This window comes from Acinetobacter sp. ANC 4218 (assembly GCF_002135245.1).
Classification (GTDB): Bacteria; Pseudomonadota; Gammaproteobacteria; order Pseudomonadales; family Moraxellaceae; genus Acinetobacter.
Genome location: NZ_NEGD01000006.1, coordinates 57,343 through 83,609 on the forward strand (window position 1 = coordinate 57,343; position 26,267 = coordinate 83,609).

At 42.3% G+C, this 26,267-nt stretch carries 27 protein-coding genes; 18 read left to right on the forward strand and 9 right to left on the reverse strand.

Annotation, left to right across the window (positions count from 1 at the left end; all coding sequences use genetic code 11):
* Window positions 1-121: 121 nt before the first annotated feature.
* The 4 genes from queE (at window position 122) to B9T38_RS07305 (ending at window position 2,579) form a co-directional block, all read left to right on the forward strand.
* On the forward strand, window positions 122-832 hold the full coding sequence (queE, locus tag B9T38_RS07290; protein WP_086196160.1) for a 7-carboxy-7-deazaguanine synthase QueE: 711 nt from the start codon (window positions 122-124) through the stop codon (window positions 830-832).
* 38 nt (window positions 833-870) lie between these two features.
* Window positions 871-1,542 (forward strand): 7-cyano-7-deazaguanine synthase QueC, encoded by a 672-nt coding sequence (gene queC / locus B9T38_RS07295; protein WP_086196161.1) that lies wholly within the window; start codon window positions 871-873, stop codon window positions 1,540-1,542.
* 13 nt (window positions 1,543-1,555) lie between these two features.
* Entirely contained in the window at window positions 1,556-1,966 is a 411-nt protein-coding gene (locus tag B9T38_RS07300; protein WP_086196162.1) for a hypothetical protein, read from the forward strand.
* Between the two features lie 154 nt (window positions 1,967-2,120).
* Window positions 2,121-2,579 carry a peroxiredoxin gene (locus tag B9T38_RS07305; protein WP_086196163.1) on the forward strand — a complete coding sequence of 153 codons (459 nt, stop codon included), beginning with the start codon at window positions 2,121-2,123 and terminating at the stop codon, window positions 2,577-2,579.
* Window positions 2,580-2,655: 76 nt separating this feature from the next.
* Here the strand turns inward: B9T38_RS07305 and B9T38_RS07310 are convergent, their stop codons facing one another.
* The gene (locus tag B9T38_RS07310; RefSeq protein ID WP_086196164.1) at window positions 2,656-3,255 is read right to left on the reverse strand and encodes a LysE/ArgO family amino acid transporter; all 600 of its coding nucleotides are present in this window, start codon (window positions 3,253-3,255) and stop codon (window positions 2,656-2,658) included.
* Between the two features lie 119 nt (window positions 3,256-3,374).
* Here B9T38_RS07310 and B9T38_RS07315 point away from each other — a divergent pair, with 119 nt between their 5' ends.
* Complete coding sequence (locus B9T38_RS07315; protein WP_086196165.1) at window positions 3,375-4,265, forward strand: LysR family transcriptional regulator ArgP; 891 nt, start codon at window positions 3,375-3,377, stop codon at window positions 4,263-4,265.
* A 40-nt stretch (window positions 4,266-4,305) separates the two neighbouring features.
* On the opposite strand, the gene B9T38_RS07320 is transcribed toward B9T38_RS07315, so the two are convergent.
* A complete protein-coding gene (locus B9T38_RS07320) occupies window positions 4,306-4,875 on the reverse strand; it encodes a YceI family protein (RefSeq protein WP_086196166.1) in 570 nt (189 codons plus the stop codon).
* Window positions 4,876-4,914: 39 nt separating this feature from the next.
* A complete protein-coding gene (locus tag B9T38_RS07325) occupies window positions 4,915-5,502 on the reverse strand; it encodes a nicotinate-nicotinamide nucleotide adenylyltransferase (protein ID WP_086196167.1) in 588 nt (195 codons plus the stop codon).
* Window positions 5,503-5,606: 104 nt separating this feature from the next.
* On the opposite strand from B9T38_RS07325, the gene B9T38_RS07330 reads away from it, so the two are divergent.
* The gene (locus B9T38_RS07330; protein WP_086196168.1) at window positions 5,607-6,407 is read left to right on the forward strand and encodes an enoyl-CoA hydratase-related protein; all 801 of its coding nucleotides are present in this window, start codon (window positions 5,607-5,609) and stop codon (window positions 6,405-6,407) included.
* A 98-nt stretch (window positions 6,408-6,505) separates the two neighbouring features.
* The gene (locus B9T38_RS07335) at window positions 6,506-7,267 is read left to right on the forward strand and encodes a nitroreductase family protein (protein WP_086196169.1); all 762 of its coding nucleotides are present in this window, start codon (window positions 6,506-6,508) and stop codon (window positions 7,265-7,267) included.
* 194 nt (window positions 7,268-7,461) lie between these two features.
* Here the strand turns inward: B9T38_RS07335 and B9T38_RS07340 are convergent, their stop codons facing one another.
* From B9T38_RS07340 to purL, 4 genes are all read right to left on the reverse strand, one after another.
* Window positions 7,462-7,779: a YqfO family protein gene (locus tag B9T38_RS07340; protein ID WP_086196170.1), complete on the reverse strand. Its 318-nt coding sequence runs from the start codon at window positions 7,777-7,779 to the stop codon at window positions 7,462-7,464.
* 336 nt (window positions 7,780-8,115) lie between these two features.
* Complete coding sequence (locus B9T38_RS07345; protein ID WP_086196283.1) at window positions 8,116-8,871, reverse strand: abortive infection family protein; 756 nt, start codon at window positions 8,869-8,871, stop codon at window positions 8,116-8,118.
* Between the two features lie 80 nt (window positions 8,872-8,951).
* Window positions 8,952-9,083 (reverse strand): KGW motif small protein, encoded by a 132-nt coding sequence (locus B9T38_RS16965; RefSeq protein ID WP_251992217.1) that lies wholly within the window; start codon window positions 9,081-9,083, stop codon window positions 8,952-8,954.
* Window positions 9,084-9,304: 221 nt separating this feature from the next.
* Entirely contained in the window at window positions 9,305-13,141 is a 3,837-nt protein-coding gene (gene purL / locus B9T38_RS07350) for a phosphoribosylformylglycinamidine synthase (RefSeq protein WP_086196171.1), read from the reverse strand.
* Between the two features lie 534 nt (window positions 13,142-13,675).
* Here purL and B9T38_RS07355 point away from each other — a divergent pair.
* The 3 genes from B9T38_RS07355 (at window position 13,676) to ruvB (ending at window position 17,002) form a co-directional block, all read left to right on the forward strand.
* On the forward strand, window positions 13,676-15,016 hold the full coding sequence (locus B9T38_RS07355; RefSeq protein WP_086196172.1) for a deoxyguanosinetriphosphate triphosphohydrolase: 1,341 nt from the start codon (window positions 13,676-13,678) through the stop codon (window positions 15,014-15,016).
* Between the two features lie 122 nt (window positions 15,017-15,138).
* Window positions 15,139-15,741, forward strand: coding sequence for a Holliday junction branch migration protein RuvA (gene ruvA, locus B9T38_RS07360; protein ID WP_086196173.1), 603 nt, complete (start codon window positions 15,139-15,141; stop codon window positions 15,739-15,741).
* Window positions 15,742-15,994: 253 nt separating this feature from the next.
* Window positions 15,995-17,002 carry a Holliday junction branch migration DNA helicase RuvB gene (gene ruvB, locus B9T38_RS07365; RefSeq protein WP_086196174.1) on the forward strand — a complete coding sequence of 336 codons (1,008 nt, stop codon included), beginning with the start codon at window positions 15,995-15,997 and terminating at the stop codon, window positions 17,000-17,002.
* A gap of 424 nt (window positions 17,003-17,426) precedes the next feature.
* Here the strand turns inward: ruvB and B9T38_RS07370 are convergent, their stop codons facing one another.
* Window positions 17,427-18,008 (reverse strand): hypothetical protein, encoded by a 582-nt coding sequence (locus B9T38_RS07370; protein ID WP_086196175.1) that lies wholly within the window; start codon window positions 18,006-18,008, stop codon window positions 17,427-17,429.
* A gap of 303 nt (window positions 18,009-18,311) precedes the next feature.
* Here B9T38_RS07370 and B9T38_RS07375 point away from each other — a divergent pair, with 303 nt between their 5' ends.
* The 7 genes from B9T38_RS07375 to pal all read left to right on the forward strand — a co-directional run bounded on the left by B9T38_RS07375 (window position 18,312) and on the right by pal (window position 24,872).
* Window positions 18,312-19,667 carry an amidohydrolase gene (locus B9T38_RS07375; RefSeq protein WP_086196176.1) on the forward strand — a complete coding sequence of 452 codons (1,356 nt, stop codon included), beginning with the start codon at window positions 18,312-18,314 and terminating at the stop codon, window positions 19,665-19,667.
* A 239-nt stretch (window positions 19,668-19,906) separates the two neighbouring features.
* The gene (gene ybgC, locus B9T38_RS07380; RefSeq protein ID WP_086196177.1) at window positions 19,907-20,317 is read left to right on the forward strand and encodes a tol-pal system-associated acyl-CoA thioesterase; all 411 of its coding nucleotides are present in this window, start codon (window positions 19,907-19,909) and stop codon (window positions 20,315-20,317) included.
* A 25-nt stretch (window positions 20,318-20,342) separates the two neighbouring features.
* The gene (tolQ, locus tag B9T38_RS07385; protein ID WP_086196178.1) at window positions 20,343-21,041 is read left to right on the forward strand and encodes a protein TolQ; all 699 of its coding nucleotides are present in this window, start codon (window positions 20,343-20,345) and stop codon (window positions 21,039-21,041) included.
* Window positions 21,041-21,490, forward strand: coding sequence for a protein TolR (gene tolR, locus B9T38_RS07390; RefSeq protein WP_086196179.1), 450 nt, complete (start codon window positions 21,041-21,043; stop codon window positions 21,488-21,490). Before tolQ ends, tolR begins: the two co-directional genes overlap by 1 nt.
* Window positions 21,491-21,493: 3 nt before the next feature.
* The gene (gene tolA / locus B9T38_RS07395) at window positions 21,494-22,765 is read left to right on the forward strand and encodes a cell envelope integrity protein TolA (RefSeq protein WP_086196180.1); all 1,272 of its coding nucleotides are present in this window, start codon (window positions 21,494-21,496) and stop codon (window positions 22,763-22,765) included.
* Between the two features lie 206 nt (window positions 22,766-22,971).
* Window positions 22,972-24,255 (forward strand): Tol-Pal system beta propeller repeat protein TolB, encoded by a 1,284-nt coding sequence (tolB, locus tag B9T38_RS07400; RefSeq protein WP_171263206.1) that lies wholly within the window; start codon window positions 22,972-22,974, stop codon window positions 24,253-24,255.
* Window positions 24,256-24,302: 47 nt separating this feature from the next.
* The gene (pal, locus tag B9T38_RS07405) at window positions 24,303-24,872 is read left to right on the forward strand and encodes a peptidoglycan-associated lipoprotein Pal (RefSeq protein WP_086196182.1); all 570 of its coding nucleotides are present in this window, start codon (window positions 24,303-24,305) and stop codon (window positions 24,870-24,872) included.
* A gap of 39 nt (window positions 24,873-24,911) precedes the next feature.
* Here the strand turns inward: pal and B9T38_RS07410 are convergent, their stop codons facing one another.
* Window positions 24,912-25,106, reverse strand: a complete 195-nt coding sequence (locus tag B9T38_RS07410) for an NF038105 family protein (RefSeq protein WP_086196183.1) — start codon at window positions 25,104-25,106, stop codon at window positions 24,912-24,914.
* A 186-nt stretch (window positions 25,107-25,292) separates the two neighbouring features.
* Between B9T38_RS07410 and B9T38_RS07415 the strand changes: the two genes are divergently transcribed.
* Window positions 25,293-26,267, forward strand: a complete 975-nt coding sequence (locus tag B9T38_RS07415) for a class 1 fructose-bisphosphatase (protein WP_086196184.1) — start codon at window positions 25,293-25,295, stop codon at window positions 26,265-26,267.

A 26,267-nucleotide genomic window follows, 5' to 3' on the forward strand; every position in this document is an offset into this window, starting at 1 on the left:
TTTTGCGGAACATTAATTGTTCCTCGGAGCTTCAGCCGCTCCTCGTCTCTACGGTTAGCAATAGCCGTAGGGATTTTTATTTTTATACTGTGTTATTTATCCTGAGCTGGATTATGTTGTTATGAGTACTCTTCGATCTTCCGCTATTCCTGTTACCGATCCGTCTGCGGGGTTACGTATTACGGAGATTTTCTATTCATTACAAGGTGAAGCCAACGCTGCAGGATTACCGACCGTATTTATCCGTTTAACCGGTTGCCCTTTACGTTGTACTTATTGTGATACCACTTATTCCTTTGAAGGTGGCGAACGCCAGTCCTTAGATGACATTATTCAAACTGCACTCGATTTTAAAACGCCCTATATTTGTGTGACCGGTGGTGAACCATTGGCACAGCCTAACGCCCTGCCCCTGATGCAGCGTTTAGCTGACTTAGGCTGTGAAGTGTCGCTCGAGACCAGTGGAGCTTTGGATGTATCCAAGGTTGATCCGCGAGTTTCCAAAGTACTGGATTTAAAAACGCCAACTTCTGGAGAAGTTGCACGAAATTTGCTTAGTAATCTTGATTCTTTAACCCCACACGATCAGATCAAGTTTGTAATTTGTAACCGTGAAGACTATGAATGGTCAAAACAGCAGGTTGAACAATACCAGCTTGCCGATAAAGTCAGTAACGTCTGGTTCTCTCCTGCTTTTGCCGTAGAAAAAGGTGCGGTGAAATTACCTCAACTTGCCCGTGATTTAGCTCAATGGATTTTAGATGACCATCTCCCTGTCCGTTTCCAGCTACAGTTACATAAACTGCTCTGGAATGATGAAACCGGTCGTTAATCCATTTTTGTTGTTACTTATTTTTTGGAGACTTTAATATGCGCCCTCGTGCCATAGTTTTATTATCTGGCGGCTTAGACTCAACGACTTGTTTGGCTTGGGCGCAAGCACGTTATGAATGTATTGCTTTAAGTTTCATGTATGGGCAGCGTTCAACCACTGAACTCGATGCTGCTCGAGCATTAACCCAGCGTGCTGGTGTAGAACATCGTGTGATTAATATCGATTTGGGTAACTTGGGTGGCTCTGCGTTAACAGACCATAGCATTGACGTACCAGAACATGAACAAGAAGGTATTCCTGTAACTTATGTTCCAGCACGTAACACAATATTTCTCTCCTATGCGCTCGCAGCGGCAGAAGTTTTTGGTGCAGAAGCCATTGTGATTGGCATCAATGCCGTTGATTATTCGGGTTATCCAGACTGTCGTCCTGAATTTATTGAGGCTTTTGCCAATATGGCACGTCTGGCCACCAAGGTTGGAGTAGAAGGTAAACCGCTTAAATTTGAAACACCTTTGTTACATTTATCCAAAGCAAATATCATTCGCTTAGGTATAGAACATGGCGTAGACTACAGTCAAACAGTGTCTTGCTACCAGGCAGATGACCAAGGACGTGCATGTGGCAAATGTGATAGTTGCCGCTTACGTAAACAAGGTTTTGCTGATGCAGGTATCGTAGATCCGACACGTTATATACCGTCATAATAGGGTACAGTAAATGAAAAATTTGAAATCAAACATTATTCTTTCTACATTGGTTTCTGCAGTCGCATTGATGGCGACTGCTGCAAATGCAGCCGAAACGAATAAGCTTCAGGAAGCTTATAAAAGCACCAATGTAAAATCTGCGTTAATTAATGTTTGTAAGGAAGAAAGCGCTAAAGGTAAAAAACTTACTTCTGCTGAAGTAAGCAAATACTGTACTTGTGCAGTGGAAGCTGACGGCCGTTTAACCAATGCACAAAAATGGGAAATCCAAAGTACCATTAACCAAAAGAAAAGCCCTGCTACGCTAGCTTTTGTACAAAAGCAAAATAAAGACTTGCAAGCTTGTTTTGGTCCTCAATTGACAGGCAAGCTTAAAAGCTTGACTGAAGAAGCAATGAAATCTGCTCAACAAAAGAAATAATCGCTTGATGTTGAAAAAGAGCCTGCCTTTGTTGCAGGCTCTTTTATTATGAAAATTACATACCCTACTTCAGCCTAAACCTCGCTAAATTCGCTATCATGGCAGCATAAATTCAAACTCAATATGACATATGCAATTGAATAAGGATGAACCCATGTCTGCTATTACCCTGCCCAATCAAAGCTTCCCGACCACAACCGGTGAAATTAACCTGACCGAAGTTCCAACAGAATGGCTGATTGTTTATTTTTATCCTAAAGATTCCACTCCGGGCTGTACTACACAGGCGATCGGTTTTTCATGCCTGAAAGACCAGTTTGATACCTTAAATACCAGCATTCTTGGGATTTCACGTGACTCGGTGAAAGCTCATCAGAACTTCACTGAAAAACAAAATCTGAGCATTAACCTGATTAGCGACAAAGAAGAAGTGCTGTGCAATCTTTTTGACGTGATTAAAGAAAAGAACATGTATGGTAAAAAAGTGATGGGTATCGAGCGCTCTACCTTTATTTTCCATAACGGTCAACTGGTCAAAGAATACCGTAAAGTCAAAGCTGCAGGCCATGCAGAGCAGGTACTGGAAGACTTAAAAGCACTGCAAGCAGCTTAATTTTTCATTATCAAAAGGCATGATTTTTAACTAGAAATAGTATTGCTCATGCCTTTTTCTTTTGTGTTCTGCTCACTTATTTTAATAGGGAAATGGCAATGGACCACATCACACAGCCAATCAACATATCCAGTATTTTCCAGGCTTGTGGCCGTTGAAAAACCGGTTGCAAATAGCGTGCTGCATAGCCCAAGCTAAAAAAGAATAAGAACGATGCCGTTATAGCCCCCAAGGCAAAATACAGTTGCGTGTCTGGATATTGTGTCGAGATCGAGCCCAATAATACCACCGTATCCAGGTACACATGCGGGTTAAGCCAGGTTAAGCTTAAACAGATGAATAAGATCTTGCATAAAGCAGGCACTTCGTTTTGACTGACATCTAAACGCTGCTCACCTTTCCAGGCCTGAAAAAAATGTTGCGCGCCATAAATGCACAAGAAAATTGCACCGAAATATTTGGCAACATTCAGCCAATCCGGATGCAACATGACCAGCTCTGAAAAGCCCAGTACTCCGGATGAAATCAATATCGCATCAGATAAGGCACAACACAGGCAAATGGCAAACACATGTTGCTGTTTTAAACCCTGTTTCAACACAAAAGCATTTTGTGCGCCAATCGGGACGATCAGACTTAAACCCATGACAAAACCATGTAAGGCACTATTTAACATACACAATAAAACTTAAAAATCATTCAAAAATCGTGTCTTGAATTATCCCAGCTTGAAGCATAAATTAAGTAGAATTAAGAAAATATCAATCTAATTTAGTTTTTCTTAGGTAGCATCCTATGCTTTCAAGTAAATCCTGTGAAGCTTTTCTTGCTGTGGCAGAATCCGGCAGTTTTGATGAAGCTGCACAGCGACTGTGTATTACTGCATCAGCGGTAACCTTAAGGGTGCAGGCTTTGGAAAAAGATTTGGGACAGATTTTATTGCTGCGCGAACGTCCTTGTCGGGTCACGCAGGCCGGTCAAAAACTGCTGGAACATCTACAGCATCAACGTCTACGTGAACAGAATCTTTTACAACAATTTATGGGGCAATCCAGCCAGCATGAGTTTCATCAATTCAGTATTGCCACTAATGCTGACTCTTTATCAACCTGGCTGCTCAAAGTTCTGCAAAGCACATTAATCAAGCATAAAATTGCCCTGAAGCTGTCTCTGGATGACCAGACCCAAACCCATCAACTGCTTGAAACTGGTTTGGTCAATGCCTGCATCTCGACTGAATCCACAGCCATGAAAGGCTGTGAAGTGCATTATCTGGGACAGATGACTTATCGTATGGTCGCAACACCTTCCTTTGTAGAAAGGTGGTTTAAAAATGGTATTCACCGCGATGCCTTAAAACATTCCCCAGCCATTATTTTTAATGGCAAAGATCTGATGCATCATCAGGTGATTCTGAACTTGTTTGGATTAAATCAGCAAAGTTATCCGCATTATTTTATTCCCTCCTCGACTGCATTTGTGGAAGCAGTACATTTAGGTTTAGGCTTCGGTTTGGTGCCGGAATATCAAATTGGTGATGATCTTCAAACCGGGAAACTGGTTGAAATTATGCCAAATGCTAAAACCGAGATGAAATTGTATTGGCATCACTGGAAGCAGCAATCTGCGCTACTACAACAATTAACAGTAGATCTGCTAGAAAAGGCTCGACATCAGATGAATTAAAAACGGAAATCAGCAGATATTTTGTGGCAAATCCTACTGCTTATTTGCGTTGCCATTGCCCAGATACTTCAATATTGACTTTCTCTCCGATGCCGCCAAATGCCTTTTTCATCCCAAAATCACTACGCTTAACCATAGTTGTAGCTTCTACATTCATAAGTTGTGGATCAAATGGATTAGCTTCTAGGGATGCATCAAGGATCACCGGCCGGGTAATACCGCGCAGGGTCAGATCACCTTTGATCTTGTATTGATAATTCCCCAAAGCGAGAAATTCATGACTGTTAAAAGTCGCTGTTGGATACTTCTCTGCATAAAATAAATCTTCACCTAAAATCATATTTTTTAGTGAAGGCTTGCTCAAGCTTAGGCTATTTACTTGCATCACAAACCGTGCCGAGGCATTCTGAGGTGCGGCCGAATCAAAGCTCATACTGGACTGAACCTGTTCAAACTTGCCTTTTACGGTTGAAAAGCCCATCGACTTCACCTCAAAGCCCACATAGCTTTGTGGAGTCAGTGTCCATTCCTGTGCATTGACCTGTGCGATGATACCTAGATGGATTACACCGACAATCAGGACACTTTGTAAGCTGGTTTGGATATTCATCTTATCCACTCCTGGGTCTTGGCAATGCTGTGCCTCGACCTAAAAGCTTACTGAAGATTGTTCCAGATTGGTTTTATCTTGGGTCTGGTATTTGTGCTGCAATTGTTGATAAATGGCAGTTTTCTGAAATTTGTGTAAAAACTCACTGGTGCCGAGCGGCAAAGCAGATTCGATAATTTCACCACGATAATATGCTTCACGCAGCGGCGTTGCTGAAATTGCCCCGACCAGGCTGGCAAGTTCCACCATCTCCCATTCCGGAAACAGCTTCAGATAATAAGAAGATTCATCTTTAAAGTGACCGATCACGCCGACTTTGGCTTCTGGTTCAGCAACTTCTTTTACTAGAGATTTAACCAGTTGTTGCCATTTTTGATCATCATAAACATCAATGACATGCACAAACTTGATCCGCTTCTGGTCCGCTTCTGAAAAATTGGACAAGATCATCTGTTCACGTTCAGCAGCACTAAACGGATTTTTAATATTGCGTTCATTTTGTGCTGAACCTAAGGCCAAAATCATCTTTTGGCTTTGCTGCAATGCAATTTTAATCGTTTGCATATGTGCCAGATGAAAAGGCTGAAAGCGACCAATGAAAACCAGATAATCGAATGTATAGTTCATAACAGATCAAGTTTTTTATGACTCGTGAGTTGTGCCGCCAAAATAAATATGCGACATAATAACTGCCATAAAATCAAATTAAATTTTAAAGCAAGGATAGTACGATGACACTGAGCTGTATTCAACAACCACATCAACATTTAAATGCGAATTTAGACAATGGCGTACTGACCTTAGCCATTCATCGTCCCGAAGCTAAAAATGCGTTATATGGTGAACTGTATCTAAAAATTGCCCAGGCACTGGATGAAGCCGATCAGGATAAAGACGTTCGCGTGGTGATTTTACGTGGTGAGGATGCCGACTTCAGTGCCGGTAACGATATGCAGGATTTCATGAAGTTTATTCAAACTCCACTGGCAGGCAAAGCGGGAGATGCACCTCCATTTGTGGTTTTAAAATCTGCCGCAAAATTTTCCAAGCCGTTAATTGCGGCGGTACGTGGTGTTGCGATCGGTATCGGGGTAACAATTTTACTGCATGCTGACCTAGTGTATAGCGATAACACTGCCCTGTTCCAGATTCCATTTGTGAGCTTAGGTCTATCGCCTGAAGGTGCTTCGAGCAAATTGCTAATTCAGCAAGCGGGTTACCATAAAGCGGCTGAGCTGCTGTTTACTGCACAAAAGTTTAATAGCGACAAAGCCTTAAGTGCTGGAATTGTGAATAGCATTGAAGATGATGTATATGCAACTGCACTGAAACAGGCACAGACTTTAGCAGCACTACCGCTCGCTTCAATCAAGCAAACCAAAGCCTTAATGAAACATAATCTGCAGGAAATTATTGACTGTATTGATAACGAAGCCGAGATTTTTATGAAGCGTGTAACCTCACCGGAAATGGCAGAAGCTGTTGCAGCATTTATGCAAAAGCGTAAACCGGATTTCGCTCAATTTAATTAATTGAAAAATACATAAAAAACCGCTGGGTAATTTATATTGCTTGGTGGTTTTTTTCATTTCCGCCCCAACATCAAATAAAAATTGTTACGGAATACACCATGACCAGCCAAGCCAAGACTGAAAAGAAACGCTACTTTGAACCAGCCCCACAAGATATTGATGTCGAAAACTTTAAGAAAGTTATAAAAAGCCGTCGTTCAGTACGAAAATTTACTGACAAAGCCATTCCTGCTGAAGTACTAGATGAATGTTTAGATCTGGCTTTACTTGCACCGAACTCATCCAATTTACAGCCTTGGACATTCTATGTGGTGCAAAACCCGACCAAGAAAAAGCAGTTGGTAAAAGCATGTTTAGGCCAATTGGCTGCAAAGACTGCGGCTGAACTGATTGTCTGCGTGGCAAGGACCGACCGTATTGAAGAGATGGCAAAGAAAAATATCAGTGAGTTTCCATTTCCGGAAGTGCCTGCTGCTGTGCAGAAGTATTACAAGTTTATTCCCTACAATTATAAAACTGGTTACTTCAATGCAATAGGTAACTTTAAGAAAGTGGCTTTCAAAGTTGTACGTACACTCGACAAGCAATTGCCTGTGACTGCTTTTAACCCGGCAGATGCGAAACTTTGGGCAAGCAAGACCACGGCTTTGGCATGTGAGAACCTGGTTTTAGCTTTACGTGCTTATGGCTTTGACAGCTGCATGATGGAAGGCTTTGATGAACCGATGGTCAATAAAATTTTAAATCTGAATGATCAACAATATCCAATCATGGTGATTGCTGCCGGTGAACGTGCAGCGGATGGCGTGTTCTTCCCGCAGTATCGCTTTGATCGTGAGCTGTTTGTTCAGAAGGTTTGATTTTAATTGCAAATCGGCACAGCCCCGTAAGCTGTCATAACTTACTTTTAATTTGTGTAGGCGTTTACGTTACTTTGAAAGGTGAGGAATATATTCCGTAAGGTAACCAAAACCCTTTGCTAGCCAGAAGGTTCATCCCTGAACCTCTGGCTAGCGGGTGACATCCATATCACCCTTTCCCAAATCAAATATCGTCAATAATTTATATCTACTATCTGAACAAACTCAAACGCAGGCTCTTCATACGGATGGCTGGCCTTGAGTGCTTTTGCCACATTAGATGCTTGATTTTCAGGCACAATAGTTTCTACCCGCCATTCCTCGACCTGTTCCAGTTCCCCCACTTCACCAATAAAAGGATCAGCGCCTTTTAACGGCTTAAACTGTCCTGTACCCAACACCTGCCAGGCACAATGCTCATAGTTGCCTATCCCACCTGCCCCTGCTTGAAACACGGCGTTTTTGGTGGAGTCAAGATGAGATTCTGGAACGTAATAAATCAGTTTAAGCATGCTATCAATAAACGGAATAAAGATAGGATTATCTTAGCGCTTAAACCTGAATTAATCTCTATCAGATTTCATTGAGACCTTATCCGAACATCAAAAATTAAAATCATTTTAAATACAATTACCTATCACCTTTCTTGACATTTCTTTGACAGTTCAATATTTTACATCGCTCAAAAAACGCTCTATATTTAGTTCTAACCCTTCGACTTCGATTTTTTCTTTTCATCTCGGTCACCATTATCACCTTAGAATTTCAGCAATAAAAACGGCTGATCGAGGCCATTTTTTATAATTAAGTAGATCTATTTGCCAATATTTTTGTAAATACAGTTTCCTTTAAGATTCTACGATTGATTCATTCCGCAATTCCCAAGTTGAAAACAAAAATACAGCCATTGTTCCTGCTAGATTAACTGCTAATTCAGCATGTCTTGAAGAAGGTTTAACATTTAATTTTCCTTGACCATGCGCATCACTAATTTTATTCCTTAATGCACCCAAGCCTTCTACCACTGATGTACACCCACCTAAAATTTGCTTAAATACAGGTTGAGTATGTTGTGAGGGAGATAGATTAAGTTGCTTCGCTGTCAACCTATATAAGTGATTTAGATCAGGAGCATCACCATATGTTACAGTTGCTTCATCTAAAATATGCTTACACGTGGACTCCAACAATGTCCTGGCAATAGTAATTGCACCTTCTGGATCAACTGTACGTCTTTCTAATGCTTTGCTCCAAGTTGTATGAATATAACTTGAATCTAAATTTTTTATAACATTAGCAATTATTTGATCAGATGGAACACTATCGCTATTTTCTAAATATTCCAATAATGGATGAAATTCAATATAGATATAATTTCTACGCTCTGCATAATGCTCAAATTTCTGCTTAATTTTTTCCCAATATTGATCTAATGTTCTTGAGGTTTTTAAAATACTTGGTATATATTTTTTCAAGTTTTGCTCTGAAATTACTTCATTTCGTAGTCTTAAAAACTCACTTGCATCACTCTCTTCATGTCTATGAGTAGCTCTAGCAATTAAAATTTGTTGAAGTAAAGTTACTTTTTCAATTAATTCTTTCATCATTTATATCTTGTAAAGTTCTTCTTAAATATTCTCATCATACAAAAAACCACCTCATGGTGGCTTTTTCAATCTAAAAATTAAGAACTTTGCAGCAAATAGCTACCAATCAAAAACAGCATTTGTAGCCCTACGACTGCCATAAAAAACATCCATCCTTTCTTACGTAAAGTCGCTTTATCAACATTTGTATAGATTGCAGTTTTTGGCATTGTGTCACCTCGCTTAGAGATTCAATCCTGAACTTATATTTAGTGAACCATCTTTCTTCCATATTGCATCATGATTGTGCATAAAACACACAAATTATCTTTCACACAAATATAAAAGCAAAATCCAAACCAAGTCCAGCGGGAGAAATAAAAATAAAATAAAAAATAGATACAAAATAAAAAAGCCACCCGAAGGTGGCTTTTTTCAAAACACTTCAGAATTAACCAATGAACTTACGTGCATTGCGGAACATACGTAACCATGCACCATCTTCAGTCCATTCTTCAGGTTTCCATGAATGCTGAACAACACGGAAGTTACGTTCAGGATGCGGCATCATAATCGTTGCACGACCATCAGTAGATGTCACACCAGTAATCGCTTCTGGTGAACCGTTCGGGTTCAATGGATATTGCTGTGTAGCATTACCCAAGCTATCTACATAACGCAAGCTGACTTGATTGCCTGCATTTAACGCAGCAATCTTGTCTTCAGTTGCAACTACACGACCTTCACCATGTGCTACCGCGATTGGAAGAATCGAACCTTCCATACCGTCTAACAAAATAGAGTGAGATTTTTCAACACGAACGTTTACTGCACGCGCTTCAAACACTTCAGAAGTGTTGCGGTGGAAACGCGGCCAGTTTTCTGCACACGGAATCAGTGGAGCCAATTGCGACAACATTTGACAACCGTTACAGATACCCAAAGAGAAGGTTTCTTGACGATGGAAGAATTTCTCGAACTGGTCACGCAGTTTCGGGTTAAACAATACTGATTTCGCCCAGCCACCGCCTGCGCCCATTACGTCACCGTAAGAGAAACCACCACAAGCCACAATACCTTCAAAGTCATCCAGGCTGATACGGCCAGCAAGCAAGTCGCTCATATGAACATCGACAGTGTTGAAGCCAACTTTGTCGAATGCCGCAGCCATTTCCACATGACCGTTTACACCCTGTTCACGCAAGATCACCATGTTGGGACGACGTGAATTAATAAACGGTGCTTCAACCGGTTCATTCAGGTCGAATGTCGGCTGTGCGATGATACCTTTATGATTCTTGTCAGTGATTAAAGCAAACTCAGAATCCGCAGTTTCAGAGTTGTCACGCAAACGTTGAATTTGATGAGATACTTCAGTCCAAGCCACTTGCAAGTCAGCACGTTCAAGCACTAAACCATTTACAGACAATTGGTCAGTATTGTTCACTTTACCTACTACAGAGATAGCATCTTTAAGTGAAGATTCAACGATTTCTGCTTGTAATGCTTCCCAATCAGCAGTAGCAATTTGCAGTACTGCACCAATTTCTTCGGCAAATAAAGCCTCAGTCGATTGATCTTCCAGTGCTACACCCAGACGTGAAGCAAACATCATTTCTGCAACAGTCGCGAGTAAGCCACCATCACCGATGTCATGGTAAGCCTTGATCAGGCCACGGTTGTTCCAGTCTTGTACCAGTGCAAAGAATGCTTTGAAATCTTCGAAGCTGTCTACATCTGGAGTTACCGAACCGATTGCTTTATACACCTGAGCCAAGATTGAACCGCCCAAACGGAACTGACCTTTAGACAAGTCGATACGTACCAGTACTGAATCTAGGTTTTTCAATTCAGGTGTCAATGTTTGACGTACATCAGTCACTGGTGCAAATGCAGTAATTACACCAGACATTGGAGATGTTACAGACTTGTCTTCACCTTCGTCATTCCAGGTGGTACGCATAGACAATGAGTCTTTACCGACTGGAATTGCGATACCCAGTGCCGGACACATTTCCATACCGATGGCTTTAACACCTTCGAACAATGCCTGATCTTCACCCGGTTGACCTGCAGCTGCCATCCAGTTAGCAGACAATTTAATGTCGCTAATCTGCTCGATTTTTGCAGACATGATGTTCGAGATTGATTCAGCTACAGCCAAACGTGCAGATGCAGCAGGGTTTAAAAGCGCAACTGGTGGACGTTCACCCATCGCCATCGCTTCACCCGTGTAACCGACAAGGCTTGTTGTAGTGACTGCAGCATCTGCTACAGGAACTTGCCAAGGACCCACCATCTGGTCACGCGCAACCATACCGGTAATTGAACGGTCACCGATCGTAATCAGGAACGATTTAGAAGCAACGGTCGGGTTTTTCAGAACGCGGAAAATCGCATCTTTCAAATCAGTGACTTTAGCTGCATCGAAGTCATCGCCTTTGCGTTCGATAGTTTCATATGAACGGCTCATGCGTGGTGTACCGCCAAGCATCACCTGCATTGGCATATCCACGGCTTTGTTTTCAAACAATGGATCTTCAACAGTTAAGTGACGTGCTTCAGTCGCTTCACCCAGCACCGCAAATGGACAACGTTCACGTGCACAAAGAGATTCAAACAGGCTTAAAGAACTTGGACGAATCGCCAAGACATAACGTTCTTGTGCTTCGTTCGACCAGATTTCCATTGGAGACATGCCTGGCTCAAGTGATGGAATCTTACGAAGATCAAGCACTGCACCTAACTCGTGATCATTTACCAGCTCAGGCATGGCATTGGAGATACCGCCCGCACCGACATCATGTACAGACACGATCGGGTTGAAATCTTCCATACGCCAGCAGGCATCAATCACTTCCTGGCAACGACGTTCCATTTCCGGGTTTTCACGTTGTACAGAAGCGAAATCCAGGTTTTCACCCAATTTACCGCTGTCTACAGAAGATGCTGCACCGCCACCCAAACCGATCAACATTGCAGGACCACCTAGCACGATCAACAAGTCGCCCGGTTGAATCGCATCTTTTTCCACATGGTCAGGACGGATGTTACCGTAACCACCAGCGATCATGATTGGTTTGTGGAAACCTTTCACTTCACCATTGACGTTTTGTTCGAAAGTACGGAAGTAACCGTTTAACGCAGGACGACCAAATTCGTTGTTAAACGCAGCACCACCCAATGGTCCTTCAATCATGATTTGAAGTGGAGATGCCATACGTGATGGTTTACCGTAATTTTCTTCCCAAGGCTGTTCGAAACCTGGAATGTTCAGGTTAGATACCGTGAAACCGGTTAAACCTGCTTTCGGTTTACCACCACGACCTGTTGCGCCTTCATCACGGATTTCACCGCCTGAACCTGTCGCAGCACCAGCAAATGGCGCAATCGCTGTTGGATGGTTGTGGGTTTCCACTTTCATCAGGATGTGAGCAGCTTGGCTCTTGTATTTATAAACGTGGTGACCTGTTTCGTTATCTTTTTTAGGATAGAAACGCTGTGTGTCAAAGCCCACGATCACAGAGGCATTGTCTTTATAAGCGGACAATACGTCTGTTGGAGATTCTTTATAAGTGTTCTTGATCATTTGGAACAATGATAATGGCTGTTTTTCACCATCAATTGTCCATTCAGAACCAAAGATTTTGTGACGGCAATGCTCAGAGTTGGCTTGAGCAAACATCATCAATTCGATGTCGTGCGGATTACGACCCAGTTTGTTAAATGCTGCGGTTAAATAATCAATTTCTTCATCTGACAAGGCAAAACCAAATTCAGAGTTGGCTTTAACCAGCGCTTGTTTACCCTGACCTAAAATATCAATGCTATTTAAAGGTTTTGGTGCAGTTTCGACAAATAAAGCCGCAGCGTCATCAATATGATTGAACACACTTTCAGTCATACGGTCATGTAAAACCTGTTTAACTTCATTGGATACTTCAAAAATACCTTTTAAAGTAAACAAAACACCGCGTTCAAGGCGGTGTATCGGGGTATTACAGTTGGCAAAAATATCAGTCGCTTTAGAAGACCACGGAGAAATCGTGCCTAGACGTGGCGTTACAAGAATCTGAATTTCATCACTTGCTGCCTGACGAACTTCAAAAGAAGCACCATCATTTAATAATTGTAATGCAGATTGATGCTGCTGTTCGTTGAGCGCTTGATCAAACAGATAAATCCATTGACTTTCAATTGATTGAACAGAACTCATTGACGCGAGACGGTTTAAGAGTTGAGTTTTCTTAAAAGAAGAGTGTGCTGGTGCACCGGCCACGATAAACATGCTGATTTTGGCTCCACGGGCAGGTCTATTGGACCCTACCGCCAATGTGACTTAGAGAGAGCGCATATTCTACTGTGTATTGGCAAAATCAGCTAGATAGAAATTCACGAATGTGCCATCTATTCTTTCAAGAACATGGAAGAATATTTTATTTTTCAGATAAAAATTTTGAATCTTATATAAATTTAAGCCTGCACTATCTTGTTTCTAAATATTATTTCAATACTACAGCTTATGCTCAATTCCGTATCTTTTAGCCAGTATTACATAATTCTGCATCTTTTCATTCTTGATGTCTTAGAGTTCTTTCATAAATCATTTTTCAATAACCATAAACTATTCTTAAAGTTAAAAGAAAAAATAGATTTTAGCAGGTATTGGATTCATAAAAGAGATCTCTTGAGTAAATGATCAAGCTCAAACACTAGCACACAGTTCAGTGCATTATCAGAAAGACAAATCATGTCGCCCTACTCTAGTCGGTGAGACTTTTTTTTGGCATGATGAATTCAGGTCATCACTGAATAATGATAAATGGAACAAATGCGTTGGTTGGAACTGCTTTCGACAGTTCGTATTGGTAGCAAAAAACAAAGTTCAGAACAGGCACGTAGCCCATTCCACAAAGATTATGACCGCATTATCTTTTCGCAAAGTTTCCGCCAGCTCAACCGTAAAACCCAAGTGCATCCGCTAACACAGCACGATGGTATTCACACACGTTTGACCCATTCGCTCGAAGTATCGTGTATTGGCCGTTCACTGGGCATGCTAGCCGCGGAAAAAATTAAAGATCAACTCCCGGTGTGGATTTCCCCTGCCGATGTCGGAGCTATTATTCAGGCTGCATGTCTGGCGCATGATATTGGCAATCCACCCTTTGGACATGCCGGTGAATATGCCATTCGCGAATGGTTTGATGATGCTTCACATGGCAATTTTCTAAAAAAACTCACCCCTGAAGAACAGGCCGATGTACGCCAATTTGAAGGCAACGCCCAAGGTTTACGTTTACTAACCAAAATTGACTATCATCCCAATGATGGCGGCATGCGTCTGACTTATGCCACTTTAGGCGCTTATTTAAAATATCCGTGGCTGTCGAAAACCATTGCATCACAAGGCGACCGCCCTGCCAATCAGCGGGCAAAATTTGGCTGTTACCAGTCTGAAAAAGAGACTCTCAAGCAAATTGCAGAACAGCTCGGACTCATCCAGCTTGGTGAATATCAGTATTGCCGTCATCCGCTGACCTATTTACTCGAAGCTGCGGATGATATTTGCTATGCCCTGATTGATCTGGAAGATGGCATTATTTTAAATATGCTGTCTTATGAAGAAGTGGAACCCGTTTTCCTCGACCTGATTGCAGATTATGGCAGACCAGAAGAACTGTCTATGCCAACCACCACCTGGCAGCAAAAAATTGCTGCTTTACGTGGTCGAGTCATGAAAAGACTTGTGGATGAAGTCACCACGGCATTTGCCAAACATCACTATGAAATTTTGTCGGGACATCTCAAAGGCAGCTTATTGCAATATTGTTCCGAAGATATTGAACGTGGCATTGAGCGAGCAAAAAATCTGGCGCGTGACAAGATTTTTGAACATCCGCAAAAGGCTGGTTTAGAGATTATTGCCCATCAAAGTCTGCAAAATATTCTGGATGCCTTTATCCCGTTGACCACACCACATAAAACCTTGAGCTTTAAAGAACAGCGTTTAATGTCCATGCTGCAACGTGCCGGAGTCAATTTTCAAAGTAATCACTATGAAAATATTATGCAGGTGCTGGATATTATTTCTAAATTCTCAGACCATCAGGCCTATAACCTGTCGCAAGAGTTACAGGGCAATAAAGCCGGCTTGATGTAAAAATGTTGCAGATATGCTGGCTAAAATTTTCACCAGATTTAAAAAATTATACCTGAGCATTTTGCCTTTCGTGCAAATGCTCACTACTATGCAACCAACGATAGATAAGTGAATAAATAAACATGATTGGATGTCTTATTGGCGAGGTGTTGGCTCTAGAAGCACCGACAGTATTATTAAATGTAAATGGCGTGGGCTATGAAATCGATACCCCGCTTTCCACATTTTGCCAATTACAAAAAGGCCAGAAAGTTACCTTATGGACGCATCTCGCCGTTCGTGAAGATGCTCAGCTTTTATATGGCTTCCTGAATGCCCAAGAAAAAACCATCTTCCGTACCCTGCTTAAAGTCAACGGTGTGGGTCCTAAAATGGCTTTGGGTATTCTTTCTACTCTCAGCGTCGACATGCTAATTCATACTGTTGAACATGAAGATGTGAATACACTGGTTAAAGTACCGGGTGTCGGCAAAAAAACCGCTGAACGCTTGATGATTGAACTTCGTGACCGCTTCAAAGCCATGTCTGCCGGCACGACATCAAGCAATTCTACTGTAGAGCAAATCCAGTTTAGTGGTAACTCTGCGGTGGCAGAAGCTGAAGCAGCGTTACAGTCATTAGGTTATAAACCTGCTGAAGCACAAAAACTGATTAATGCCGTTAAAGCGGACTTTACCGAAGCAAGTGATATTATCCGTGCTGCGCTTAAGTCGATGAACAAGTAATTCAAATAGATAAACCTATCTCTCCTTAAGTTTGATACGCGATAGGCGACATGGATGTCGCCAAGTTGGATTGGGATATAAGGACATATCCTCAATCCAACAAAAGATTTTTGTTACTTTTGATCTTTCAAAAGTAAGGCATCGCCTACGCGAAAGTAGTGAATATCTTTCATGATTCGCGGCCGTGCAACTAAATGTGGTATTTATGACCATAACGCGATAATCGAATTCATGAAAATAGAACTGACTTAATATGCAAGACCGTCTCATCAGTGGTTCTGAAAAACCCGAAGATCATTTTGATCGCGCCATTCGCCCAACTTCCCTCGATGACTATATCGGTCAGCCCGTGGTCCGCGAGCAAATGGAAATCTTTATTGGCGCAGCCCGTGGCCGTGGCGAAGCACTCGACCATACCCTGATTTTTGGTCCACCGGGTTTAGGTAAAACTACACTGGCCAATATTATCGCGCGGGAAATGGGTGGTAACTTAAAATCGACTTCTGGTCCCGTTCTGGAACGTGCAGGTGATCTAGCCGCCATGCTGACCAATCTGGAAGAAGGCGATGTGCTCTTTATTGATGAAATTCACCGTCTTTCTCCTGTAATTGAAGAAATTCTCTATCCAGCCATGGAAGATTACCAGCTTGATATCATGATTGGTGAAGGCCCGGGCGCACGTTCAATCAAACTGGATTTACCGCCATTTACCCTAGTTGCAGCAACGACACGTGCAGGCTTGCTCACCTCGCCACTGCGTGACCGTTTTGGTATTGTGCAGCGTTTAGAGTTCTATTCAGTTGCAGACCTGACCCATATTGTTTCACGTTCAGCCAGTTTAATGGATGTTCCCATGACTGCTGATGGTGCACAAGAAATTGCCCGCCGTGCACGAGGTACACCACGGATTGCCAACCGTTTGCTGCGTCGTGTGCGTGACTATGCTCAAGTCAAAGGTACAGGCGAAGTGACTCAGGAAATGGCACAACGTGCACTGGATATGCTAAATGTCGATAAAGATGGCTTGGATACTTTAGACCGCCGTTACTTAAGTATGTTGCTTGAGCGTTTTGATGGTGGCCCTGCCGGTGTGGAAGCTTTGGCTGCTGCCATGGCAGAAGATTCAGGCACGCTAGAAGATGTGATTGAGCCTTATCTGATTCAGCAAGGCTATACCATGCGTACTGCACGTGGCCGTATTGCTACTAATATGGCATATTTGCAGTTTGGCATGACACCGCCAGAGCCGAAGGATAAGTAATTTAAAAATAGCTTAGGTTTATTAGTGTCGCATAGCTTAAATCTAAGCAAGCTTTGGATACACGAGTGTGGCAAGGATGCCACACGTTACTCATCTCTTGCGCTGCATTTTAAAGCAGTGCAAAACTGGCTCAAAATGTTGTGTATGGGTAATAAAGGCTTTTCTTGCGGACTCAGAATATACTTTGATATCCTCATTTTGGTCTCTCAAAAGTAAGACTTCGCCCACACAAATCCCTTTCGATTTTATTGAAAAATTGCGGCAGTAAAATCTTATAATTTAACTAAGAGGATTTCAAAACCTCTTATTAAGCAAAAAATCAAAGAATATAACTGCTATTTGATGAATCAACTAACACCATGAAAAACAAATTTAAAAAATGCATATGTCATTTTAATTTAATATTTAATCAAAAATAAAAGACTTAAGACTTAGAAATCACCCTCACCTCTTCCACCAGCATCAACTCGCACGCACCATTCCCGGTATCTTCACGGCTAAGTGAACTACGCCAAGTCCAGCCATCAGCAGCCGTGACCTCAACCAGTTGTCCTTTTAAATAAATCAAATCATCTTGATCAATAGCTTTGAGCTGCTTTGCAATCTGTTTCGATGCAGGGATCAAGTGTGTATTGGCACTGTGCGTTGAAATTTCATTGACGGGTATGGGCGGTGCATTTTCATAACGCCAGTAATACCAGCGATTACTCTGACTGATCGATAACTGTTTATAAACAGCAGGATTGGTCATGCTACCCCATCCCAAAGCAAAATCAACTGGACTAAGTTCCGCCTCTCGTCCAAAACTATAGTCTTCTCTGGATAAAACCCGAAACTCGCCAGCATACGCTTCCAGATTTTTCATCCTATAGCCATCAAACTGATGAATTCCTTGAGCAGACTGATAATCAGCAGCCTCTGAAATACCTTTATCCGGTTTCAGCCAGTAATTCCACAGTGCAACCCCCAAAGCAAAAATAATTATATATTTCAAAAAGCGACTCATTTTAAACTCGAATGTCATGCAGTGTTGTAATGCCCTAATAATGGATTGAATCAAATAAAATTGTTGTGTCACAGATCCAAAAATTAAGAGGGATAAACAAAATTGATAAAAGCTAATTTCACATAAATCGCAAAGTATTTATAGTCTCGAAGTCCGTATAAAACCTTTGTATTCCAGCAACTAACAACAAATATACCTTAAAAGTATATTAAGAGCACTCAAATAGTTTTGTCTAAATTTCCTTCATTATGCAATGCTATGGATTCACTGAAATGATCTCAACCTTTAAGGATTCGGTAATATATGGACATATACAAGCAGATCTCCCTTTGTGTTCCACTTCTTCTTTGCAGCCAGTTGAGCCTTGCAGACTGGATTGATGATTCCGTTAAAAATGTAGAAGCCCACACCATTCAGCTTCGACAGCATATTCATCAAAATCCAGAACTGGGCAATATGGAATTCAAAACCTCCGAGCTGGTACAAAAAGAGTTAAAATCTTATGGAATAGAAGTGCGTAAAGGCTATGCCAAAACCGGTGTCATCGGGGTACTTAAAGGGGCTAAGCCGGGTCCAGTGATGGCTTTACGTGCCGACATGGATGCACTTCCGATTGAAGAAAAAACTGGACTTCCTTATGCCAGTAAAGTCAAAGCCATTTATCAGGGCAAAGAAACCGATGTCATGCACGGCTGTGGTCATGATGCCCATACCGCGATGTTACTGGGTGCAGCCAAGGCCTTAGCAGCCAATAAAGATAAAATTGCAGGTACTGTGGTATTTGTCTTCCAACCGGCTGAAGAAGGTGGCGCTGATGTTGATAATTTTACTCAAGGTCATTTGATCGGTTCACGTAAAATGATTGCCGATGGTGCATTGAACAATCCCAAACCGGAAGTGATTTTTGGTATGCACGTAATGGCTGGTATGCCAAGCGGTAATATCTCCTATAAAGATGGTGCCATTCTGAACAGTGCGGATCATTTACGCATTCAGGTCAACGGCAAGCAGGTACATGGTTCCATGCCTTGGCTGGGTCGCGATCCAATCTATGCTTCGTCGCAAATGATCAATAACATGCAAAGTTTGATTAGTCGTAATGCAGATTTGACCAAAGGCATGGGCGTAGTCAGCATTGGTAGTATTCACGGGGGAACAACGGGTAATGTGATTCCCGATCAGGTGAATATGGTGGGGACCATTCGTTCTAACAGTGAAGATGTTCGCCAGAGCATTTTAAAAACTTTACCGAACATGCTAGAACATAATGCCGCTGCCAATCAGGTCACAGCAAAAGTGGAAATTGCACCCTACGCGCCTGTTACGACCAATGACAAAACATTAACCAAATTGATGCAACCTACGCTGGCTCAGGTGAATGGCGAAGATAAACTGCATGTGCTGGACAACAACGCTAGTGCCAGCGAAGATTTTGCCTATTATGGTCAGCTGATGCCATCCTTGTTTGTCTTTGTGGGTGCAACTCCTGCCGATCAGGACATGACCAAAGCCGCACCTAACCATAACCCGTTATTTATTGTCGATAATAAGACTTTAAAAACCGGGGTAGAAAGCCATGTGCGTTTTATTCTAGATTATCCAAAAGTTGCCGAACAGGTACAGGCCGACTGGAAAAAGAGACAAACCACAAAAAAATAAGTACATTAAAAAAGTGAGCATCCTTTGCTCACTTTTCGTATTTACAGGTTTTGCGAATTCAATACAGAATAAATTTCATTTGAAACCTTGTGCCATTGGACTCAATTCTCATAATGATAAACTGCCACGCGTTACACAGCTTGACTCTTGGCAAAAAAACCGTCATTTTCACAGTTTTTTTAAAACCGCTAAAAGCACAGCTAAAACCATAAAACTGAATTGAAAAATGGGACACAATCATGGCGAATAAATTCGAATTCAACATTCGTGTATATATTGAAGACACCGATGCCGGTGGCATTGTCTATCATGCAAACCATATTCGTTTTATGGAACGTACCCGTACCGAATGGCTACGTGCTTCAGGCGTAGATCACTACTGGCACCAAAAAGATTACAACTTTGTCGTTCATAAAATTAACGTGAAATATTCACGCCCTATCCTGATGGATGACCTGATTACTGTTACCGCGAGTGTAGTTTCGTGTAAAGCGACATCATTTGTATTGCAACAGAATATTTATCGTGGTGAAATCATGCTTGCCTCTGGTGAAGTCGAATTGGCATGTATCAGCGTAGATGGTATGCGTCCAACCCGACTTCCTGAGGAAATCCGTACACTAATTCTCAAAGAGTTAGGACAAGACTAAAAAAATTTATTGGCACATTGTAACTATGGCAACACAACTAGAATCTTCGCTACACGTATCAGATCTTATTTTACAAGCAAGTCCTGTGGTTCAATTGGTAATGCTGCTGCTACTTCTGGCATCATTATATAGTTGGTATCTGATTGCCAAGTTACATATGAGTTATAAAAAAGCCCAGGCCGAAGATCAACACTTTCAAAAAATCTTCTGGTCGGGGGCTGAATTAAATACCTTGTATAATAATGCCCAGCTCAATTCCAAACGTGTCGGTCTGGAAGATATTTTCTATCATGGCTTGGGTGAATTTTTTAAACTTAAAAAACGCAATGCGCCTGCCCAGCAAAGTATTGAAAGTACTGAGCGTATCTTGCGTGTGGGTCTTAGCCGTGATCAGGGACACCTTGAACAAGGTTTGGGTGCGCTGGCAAGCATTGGTTCAGTTGCGCCTTATGTCGGACTGTTTGGTACGGTTTGGGGCATCATGAATGCCTTTATTGGTCTGGCAGAGGTCGATCAGGTTACGTTGGCAACCGTAGCTCCAGGTATTGCCGAAGCATTAATCGCCACTGCAATTGGTCTGTTTGCAGCCATTCCTGCTGTTTTGGCCTTTAACCATTACACCGCAAAAGGTGAAGCAGTTTATTCAGACCGCGCTTTATTTGCTGAAGAAATGGTGGCGCTGTTACAACGTCAAACTGTGGGTTCTACACAGGAAAATGACTGATGGCAATTCAACGTTCCGGACGCTTTGAGCGTATCAAAAAACCATTAAAAAGTGACATGAATGTTGTCCCTTATATCGACGTGATGCTGGTGCTGTTGGTGATTTTTATGGTCACGGCACCCATGATTACGACCGGTGTAAAAGTTGATTTGCCTCAAGCAAATGGTGCACCCATGCAGGCCGAAGACCGCCCTGCCATTGTCACGCTTGAAACAGATGGCACCATTAAACTTGAAGATAAATCACATAATAATGATGTACTCACACTCGATGAATTAAAAGCTGTACTGACTGAGTCACAACGTGAAGCGTCAGCACAGAAAAAACAAATGAGTGTACTGATTAACGGCAGTGAATCTCGTCCTTATGGTGAAGTCATGAAACTCATGTCTGCCTTACAGGATGCAGGATTAACTCAAGTGGGTTTACTGACTGAGCCATTAAAATAATTTATGAAAGATTTTAAAAAGCCGCCTTTTAAACAAAATGCAGTTGCGATTGGCTTCACCCTTGGGGTGCATGTTATTGCAGTGGTTGGCTTGCTTTATCTGGGCATGAGTCAACCACCTGAGCCTCCCAAAAAGATCACTACCATTTTAGTTAAACCTGAAGATTTAAAACCTGTCACACCTGAAGTCACAGAGTTTGATGAAACAGCAGACAAAAATGTTGCTAAACAAATCACCCAAACTGCTGAACCAGGTGTTGAACCTGCTCCTGTGATTCCAGTTACATCACCTACTCCAGCGCCAGCAAAACCTGATAGCAATAAAGCTGCACAGCAAGCGAAGGCTGCTGCCGATGCGATGCAAAAGGCTGAACAGCAGGCTGCTGAAAATGCAAAAGTCACTGAAGCGAATAAATTAAAAGTCCAAGCTGAGGCTGCTGCAAAAGCTCAGGCGAATGCTGCCGAGAAAGCCAAAGCCGATGCAGCTGTAAAGGCTAAAGCTGATGCTGCAAATAAAGCCAAGGCTGATGCCGCTGCAAAAGTGGAAGCAGATGCCAAACGTAAATTAGATCAGGCTGAACGTGCAAAAGCAGAAAAAGTAAAAGCGGATGCATTAAGAAAAGCAGAGGCGGATAAACAACATGCTGAAGCTGCTGCAAAAGCCAAAACTGATGCTGCGAATAAAGCCAAGGCCGATGCCGCTACAAAAGCAAAAGTCGATGCTGCAAATAAAGCCAAGGCCGATGCCGCAGCAAAAGCTAAAGCCGATGCTGCAAATAAAGCCAAGGCTGATGCCGCTGTAAAGGCTAAAGCTGATGCAGCGAATAAAGCCAAAGCAGATGCCACTGCAAAAGCAAAAGCCGATGCTGCAAATAAAGCCAAGGCTGATGCCGCTGCAAAAGCAAAAGCCGATGCGGAAGCACGTGAACGTGCCGCGGAAGAAGCCAAGGCATCAGCAGCCAAACAGGCAGCGGAAGAAGCTGCAACCAAAAAGGCTGAAGCCAAGAAAATTGCCTCAACAGCAAAACGTGATTTTGAAAATAAAATCAAACGTGCATGGGACATCCCAAGTGGCTCATCAGGTCAAAAAGCCACTGCCAGAGTCACTTTAAGTGATAGCGGTTCGGTTCAGTCGGTGATTGTCAACTCGAGCGACCCTGACATGAAAGCCAGTGTAGAAGCTGCTGTTCGGGCAGCTGCACCTTATCCAATGCCTTCAGACCCCGATGCACGACGTGAAGCAAGAACCTTTACTTCAAGCTTTACGGCGAGATAACTAGAAGCCACATCAAATTCTGGTTGATGTGGCTTTTTTTGGCATTTAAACTGGACAGTCGATAAAACAGCCAAAATTTTATTCACTTTTCACAGTCTTATAACAGTTTAGTCATTATGATGGGCTTTCAATCACTCAAAATCATGCCATTATGTGACACAAGCAGATTCACAATAATTTATATTTTTTAGAGTACGTAGCAGATGATGGAAATGACGCGTAAACATCTACTTTGCCTAACCATTTTGGCCGCTTTAAGCCCAGTATTAGCCACGCAATCCTATGCTCAATTACATCTGGAGATTGCTAAGGCACCTGAAGAAGCGCCAAAAATTGCCATTATTCCATTTAATAATGATCAAAGTATTTACCCAATCGTCGAAAATGACCTGAACCGTTCCGGTAAATTTTCCAGCGCTTCCAAAAATCTTCCTGCCACTGCAAGCATGAATAATCCAAATGCAGAAGCATGGAAATCTGCCGGTGTACCTTATGTGGTAACCGGTACGGTAAAAACTACCGATAATGGCAGTTTTGAAGTTCATTATCAGCTCTATGATATAGAAAAACAGCAATACCTATTAAATGAATTATTGACGGTACCTGCCTCACGTATCCGTCAAGCTGGTCATATGATCAGTGATGCCATTTACCAGGCATTGACCGGCATTCCAGGTGATTTCAGCGGTCGTATCGCCTATGTACTGCGTAACCCAGCGACACCGGAACAACGCTATACCCTACAAATTGCCGATACCGATGGTGAGCAGCCGAGAACCATTCTGACTTCCCGTGATCCTATCCTGTCACCGGCCTGGACCCCAGATGCGAAAAAAATTGCTTATGTTTCATTTGAAACTAAACGCCCAGCCATTTATGTACAGGACTTGGCTACAGGAAACCGTGAAAAGCTGGCCAGCTTCCGTGGACTGAATGGTGCGCCAAGTTTCTCACCAGATGGCAAGAGCATGCTATTTACAGCTTCCATGCATGGCAATCCTGAAATCTATCAAATGAACCTGGATACGCGTGAACTACAGCGCATGACTAATGACAGTGCCATTGATACCGAAGCACGTTATGCTCCAGATGGTAAATCCTTTATTTTCACCTCTGACCGCGGTGGTTCAGCACAGATTTATAGCTATAATTTTGCCAATAGCACAAGTAAGCGTCTAACCTTCCGTGGCGCATTTAATGCCCGTGGTACCTTAAGTACAGATGGCAAAAAAATTGCTCTGGTCCATCGTCCAAGTGGTAGCAACTATAAAGTGGCCATTCAAGATATCAACACCGGTATTACCAACATTCTTACCCCGACCAGTCTGGATGAGTCACCAAGTTTCTCTCCAAATGGTCAAATGGTGGTCTATGCAACCCGTGAAGGAAACCGTGGTTTATTGTCTATCATGTCACTAGATGGCCGTTTCCGCATGAACTTGCCAAGTGAACAGGGCGAGGTTCGTGAACCGGCTTGGGCACCAAAATAACAATTTAATTTTATTAATCTAAAGTAATGATAATCATGGAGATAAAAATGAAAGCAGTTCAATTATTGGTCCTTCCTGTTCTTGCTACAGCACTGGTGATGACTGGATGTGCCAGCCGCAAGCCTGCTGCTGAAATTCAGGCAGGACAAAATCCGAGCGGGGCCACTACCGTCAGTACTGAAGGTCTAAGTGAAGATGCTGCCTTGAATGCACAAAACCTGGCAGGTGCGTCATCTAAAGGTGTGACTGCTGCGAACAAGGCATTCCTAGCCAAGCGTGTGGTTCACTTTGACTATGACAGCAGTGAACTTTCAAATGAGGACTATCAAACCCTTCAGGCACATGCCCAATTTCTTGTAGCCAATGCCAACTCAAAAGTTGCTTTGACAGGGCATACCGATGAACGTGGTACCCGTGAATACAACATGGCCTTGGGCGAACGTCGTGCCAAAGCAGTGGAAAGCTTCTTGCTGACTAATGGTGTAGCTGCAACCCAGTTGGAAGCCGTAAGTTATGGCAAGGAAATGCCGGTTAATCCGGGTCATGACGAAAATGCATGGAAAGAAAACCGCCGCGTAGAAATCAACTACGAAGCCGTTCCGCCTTTATTAAAATAAGGGTTACCATAAAAAAGCGCTCAAATTTGAGCGCTTTTTTTAAGCTTTCTCAGATGCCTGAGATGCTTCTTGTGGATGCTGCATGGATTCAATCAGATCATGCTTGTTGAATTTTTTGTATTCAGGTTTAGCTTCATATGCTTTCCACGCCTCTTTCACTTTTTCGGCAGAAATATCATCTAAACTCATAGCTTCATTTGGCGTTGGAGTCGCATCAAACTTTTGCGTTGTCATAATTATGCTCCTATCACGTTTTCCATAACCTATAGAACTCAACATAGCATTTTCCACAGAACTTACAAGAGTAAAATCGCGACAAATAGCAGAGTTTAATTGTTCTTTTGCCACGTTCTCATCTAAAATAGCTGCCCATATTCATTTGATAATTTTTTATCATTTTCTAATTGGAGCTTTCCTGTCATGTCATACCTCACCCTTTCCCAATATTTACAACAACAAAACGGGAATCTTACACCTGAATTGGCTCAAGTTATTGAAACAATTGGCAATACATGTAAAGACATCGATCAATTATTGCAAAAAGGTGCTTTGGCTGGTGTTTTAGGTAGTGCACAACACGAAAACGTTCAGGGTGAAGAACAAAAGAAACTTGATGTAATTTCAAATGATTATTTAATTAATGCTTTAAAAGTTCATCCACATGTGGGTGGTCTGGCTTCTGAAGAATTAGACGAATTCACTCCTGCACAAGAAAACGGCAAGTATTTGGTATTGTTTGATCCTCTCGATGGTTCTAGCAATATCGATATCAACATGTGTGTCGGGACCATTTTCTCTATTTTGCCTGCTAAAAATGCAGTGACCAAAGCTGAAGACTTTATGCAAGCTGGTACAAACCAGGCTGCTGCAGGTTACGTGCTTTATGGCCCATCCACCATGATGGCGCTAACTGTAGGTGCTGGGGTGGTATTCTTTACTTTCGACCCTGAAAGCAAAGAATTTTTAATGACTTCTGAAAATATTCAGGTTGCTGCCGATACCAAAGAATATGCCATCAACGCATCGAATCAACGTCACTGGGAAGCACCGGTAAAACGTTATATTGATGAATTGCTTGCAGGCAAAACAGGCCCGCGTGAAAAAGACTTTAACATGCGTTGGGTGGCGTGTATGGTGGGTGATATTCATCGTATTCTTTGCCGTAGTGGTATTTTTATGTATCCATATGACACTAAAGATCCGAAAAAAGCCGGTCGTCTACGTTTAATGTATGAAGCAAACCCAATGAGTATGCTGATGGAACAGGCAGGTGGTGCATCTACCACTGGTCGTGTACGTATTCTGGACATCCAGCCGACTGAACTTCACCAACGTGTACCTGTAGTGATTGGTTCTAAAAATGAAGTTGACCTCGTAACTCACTACCATAATTAA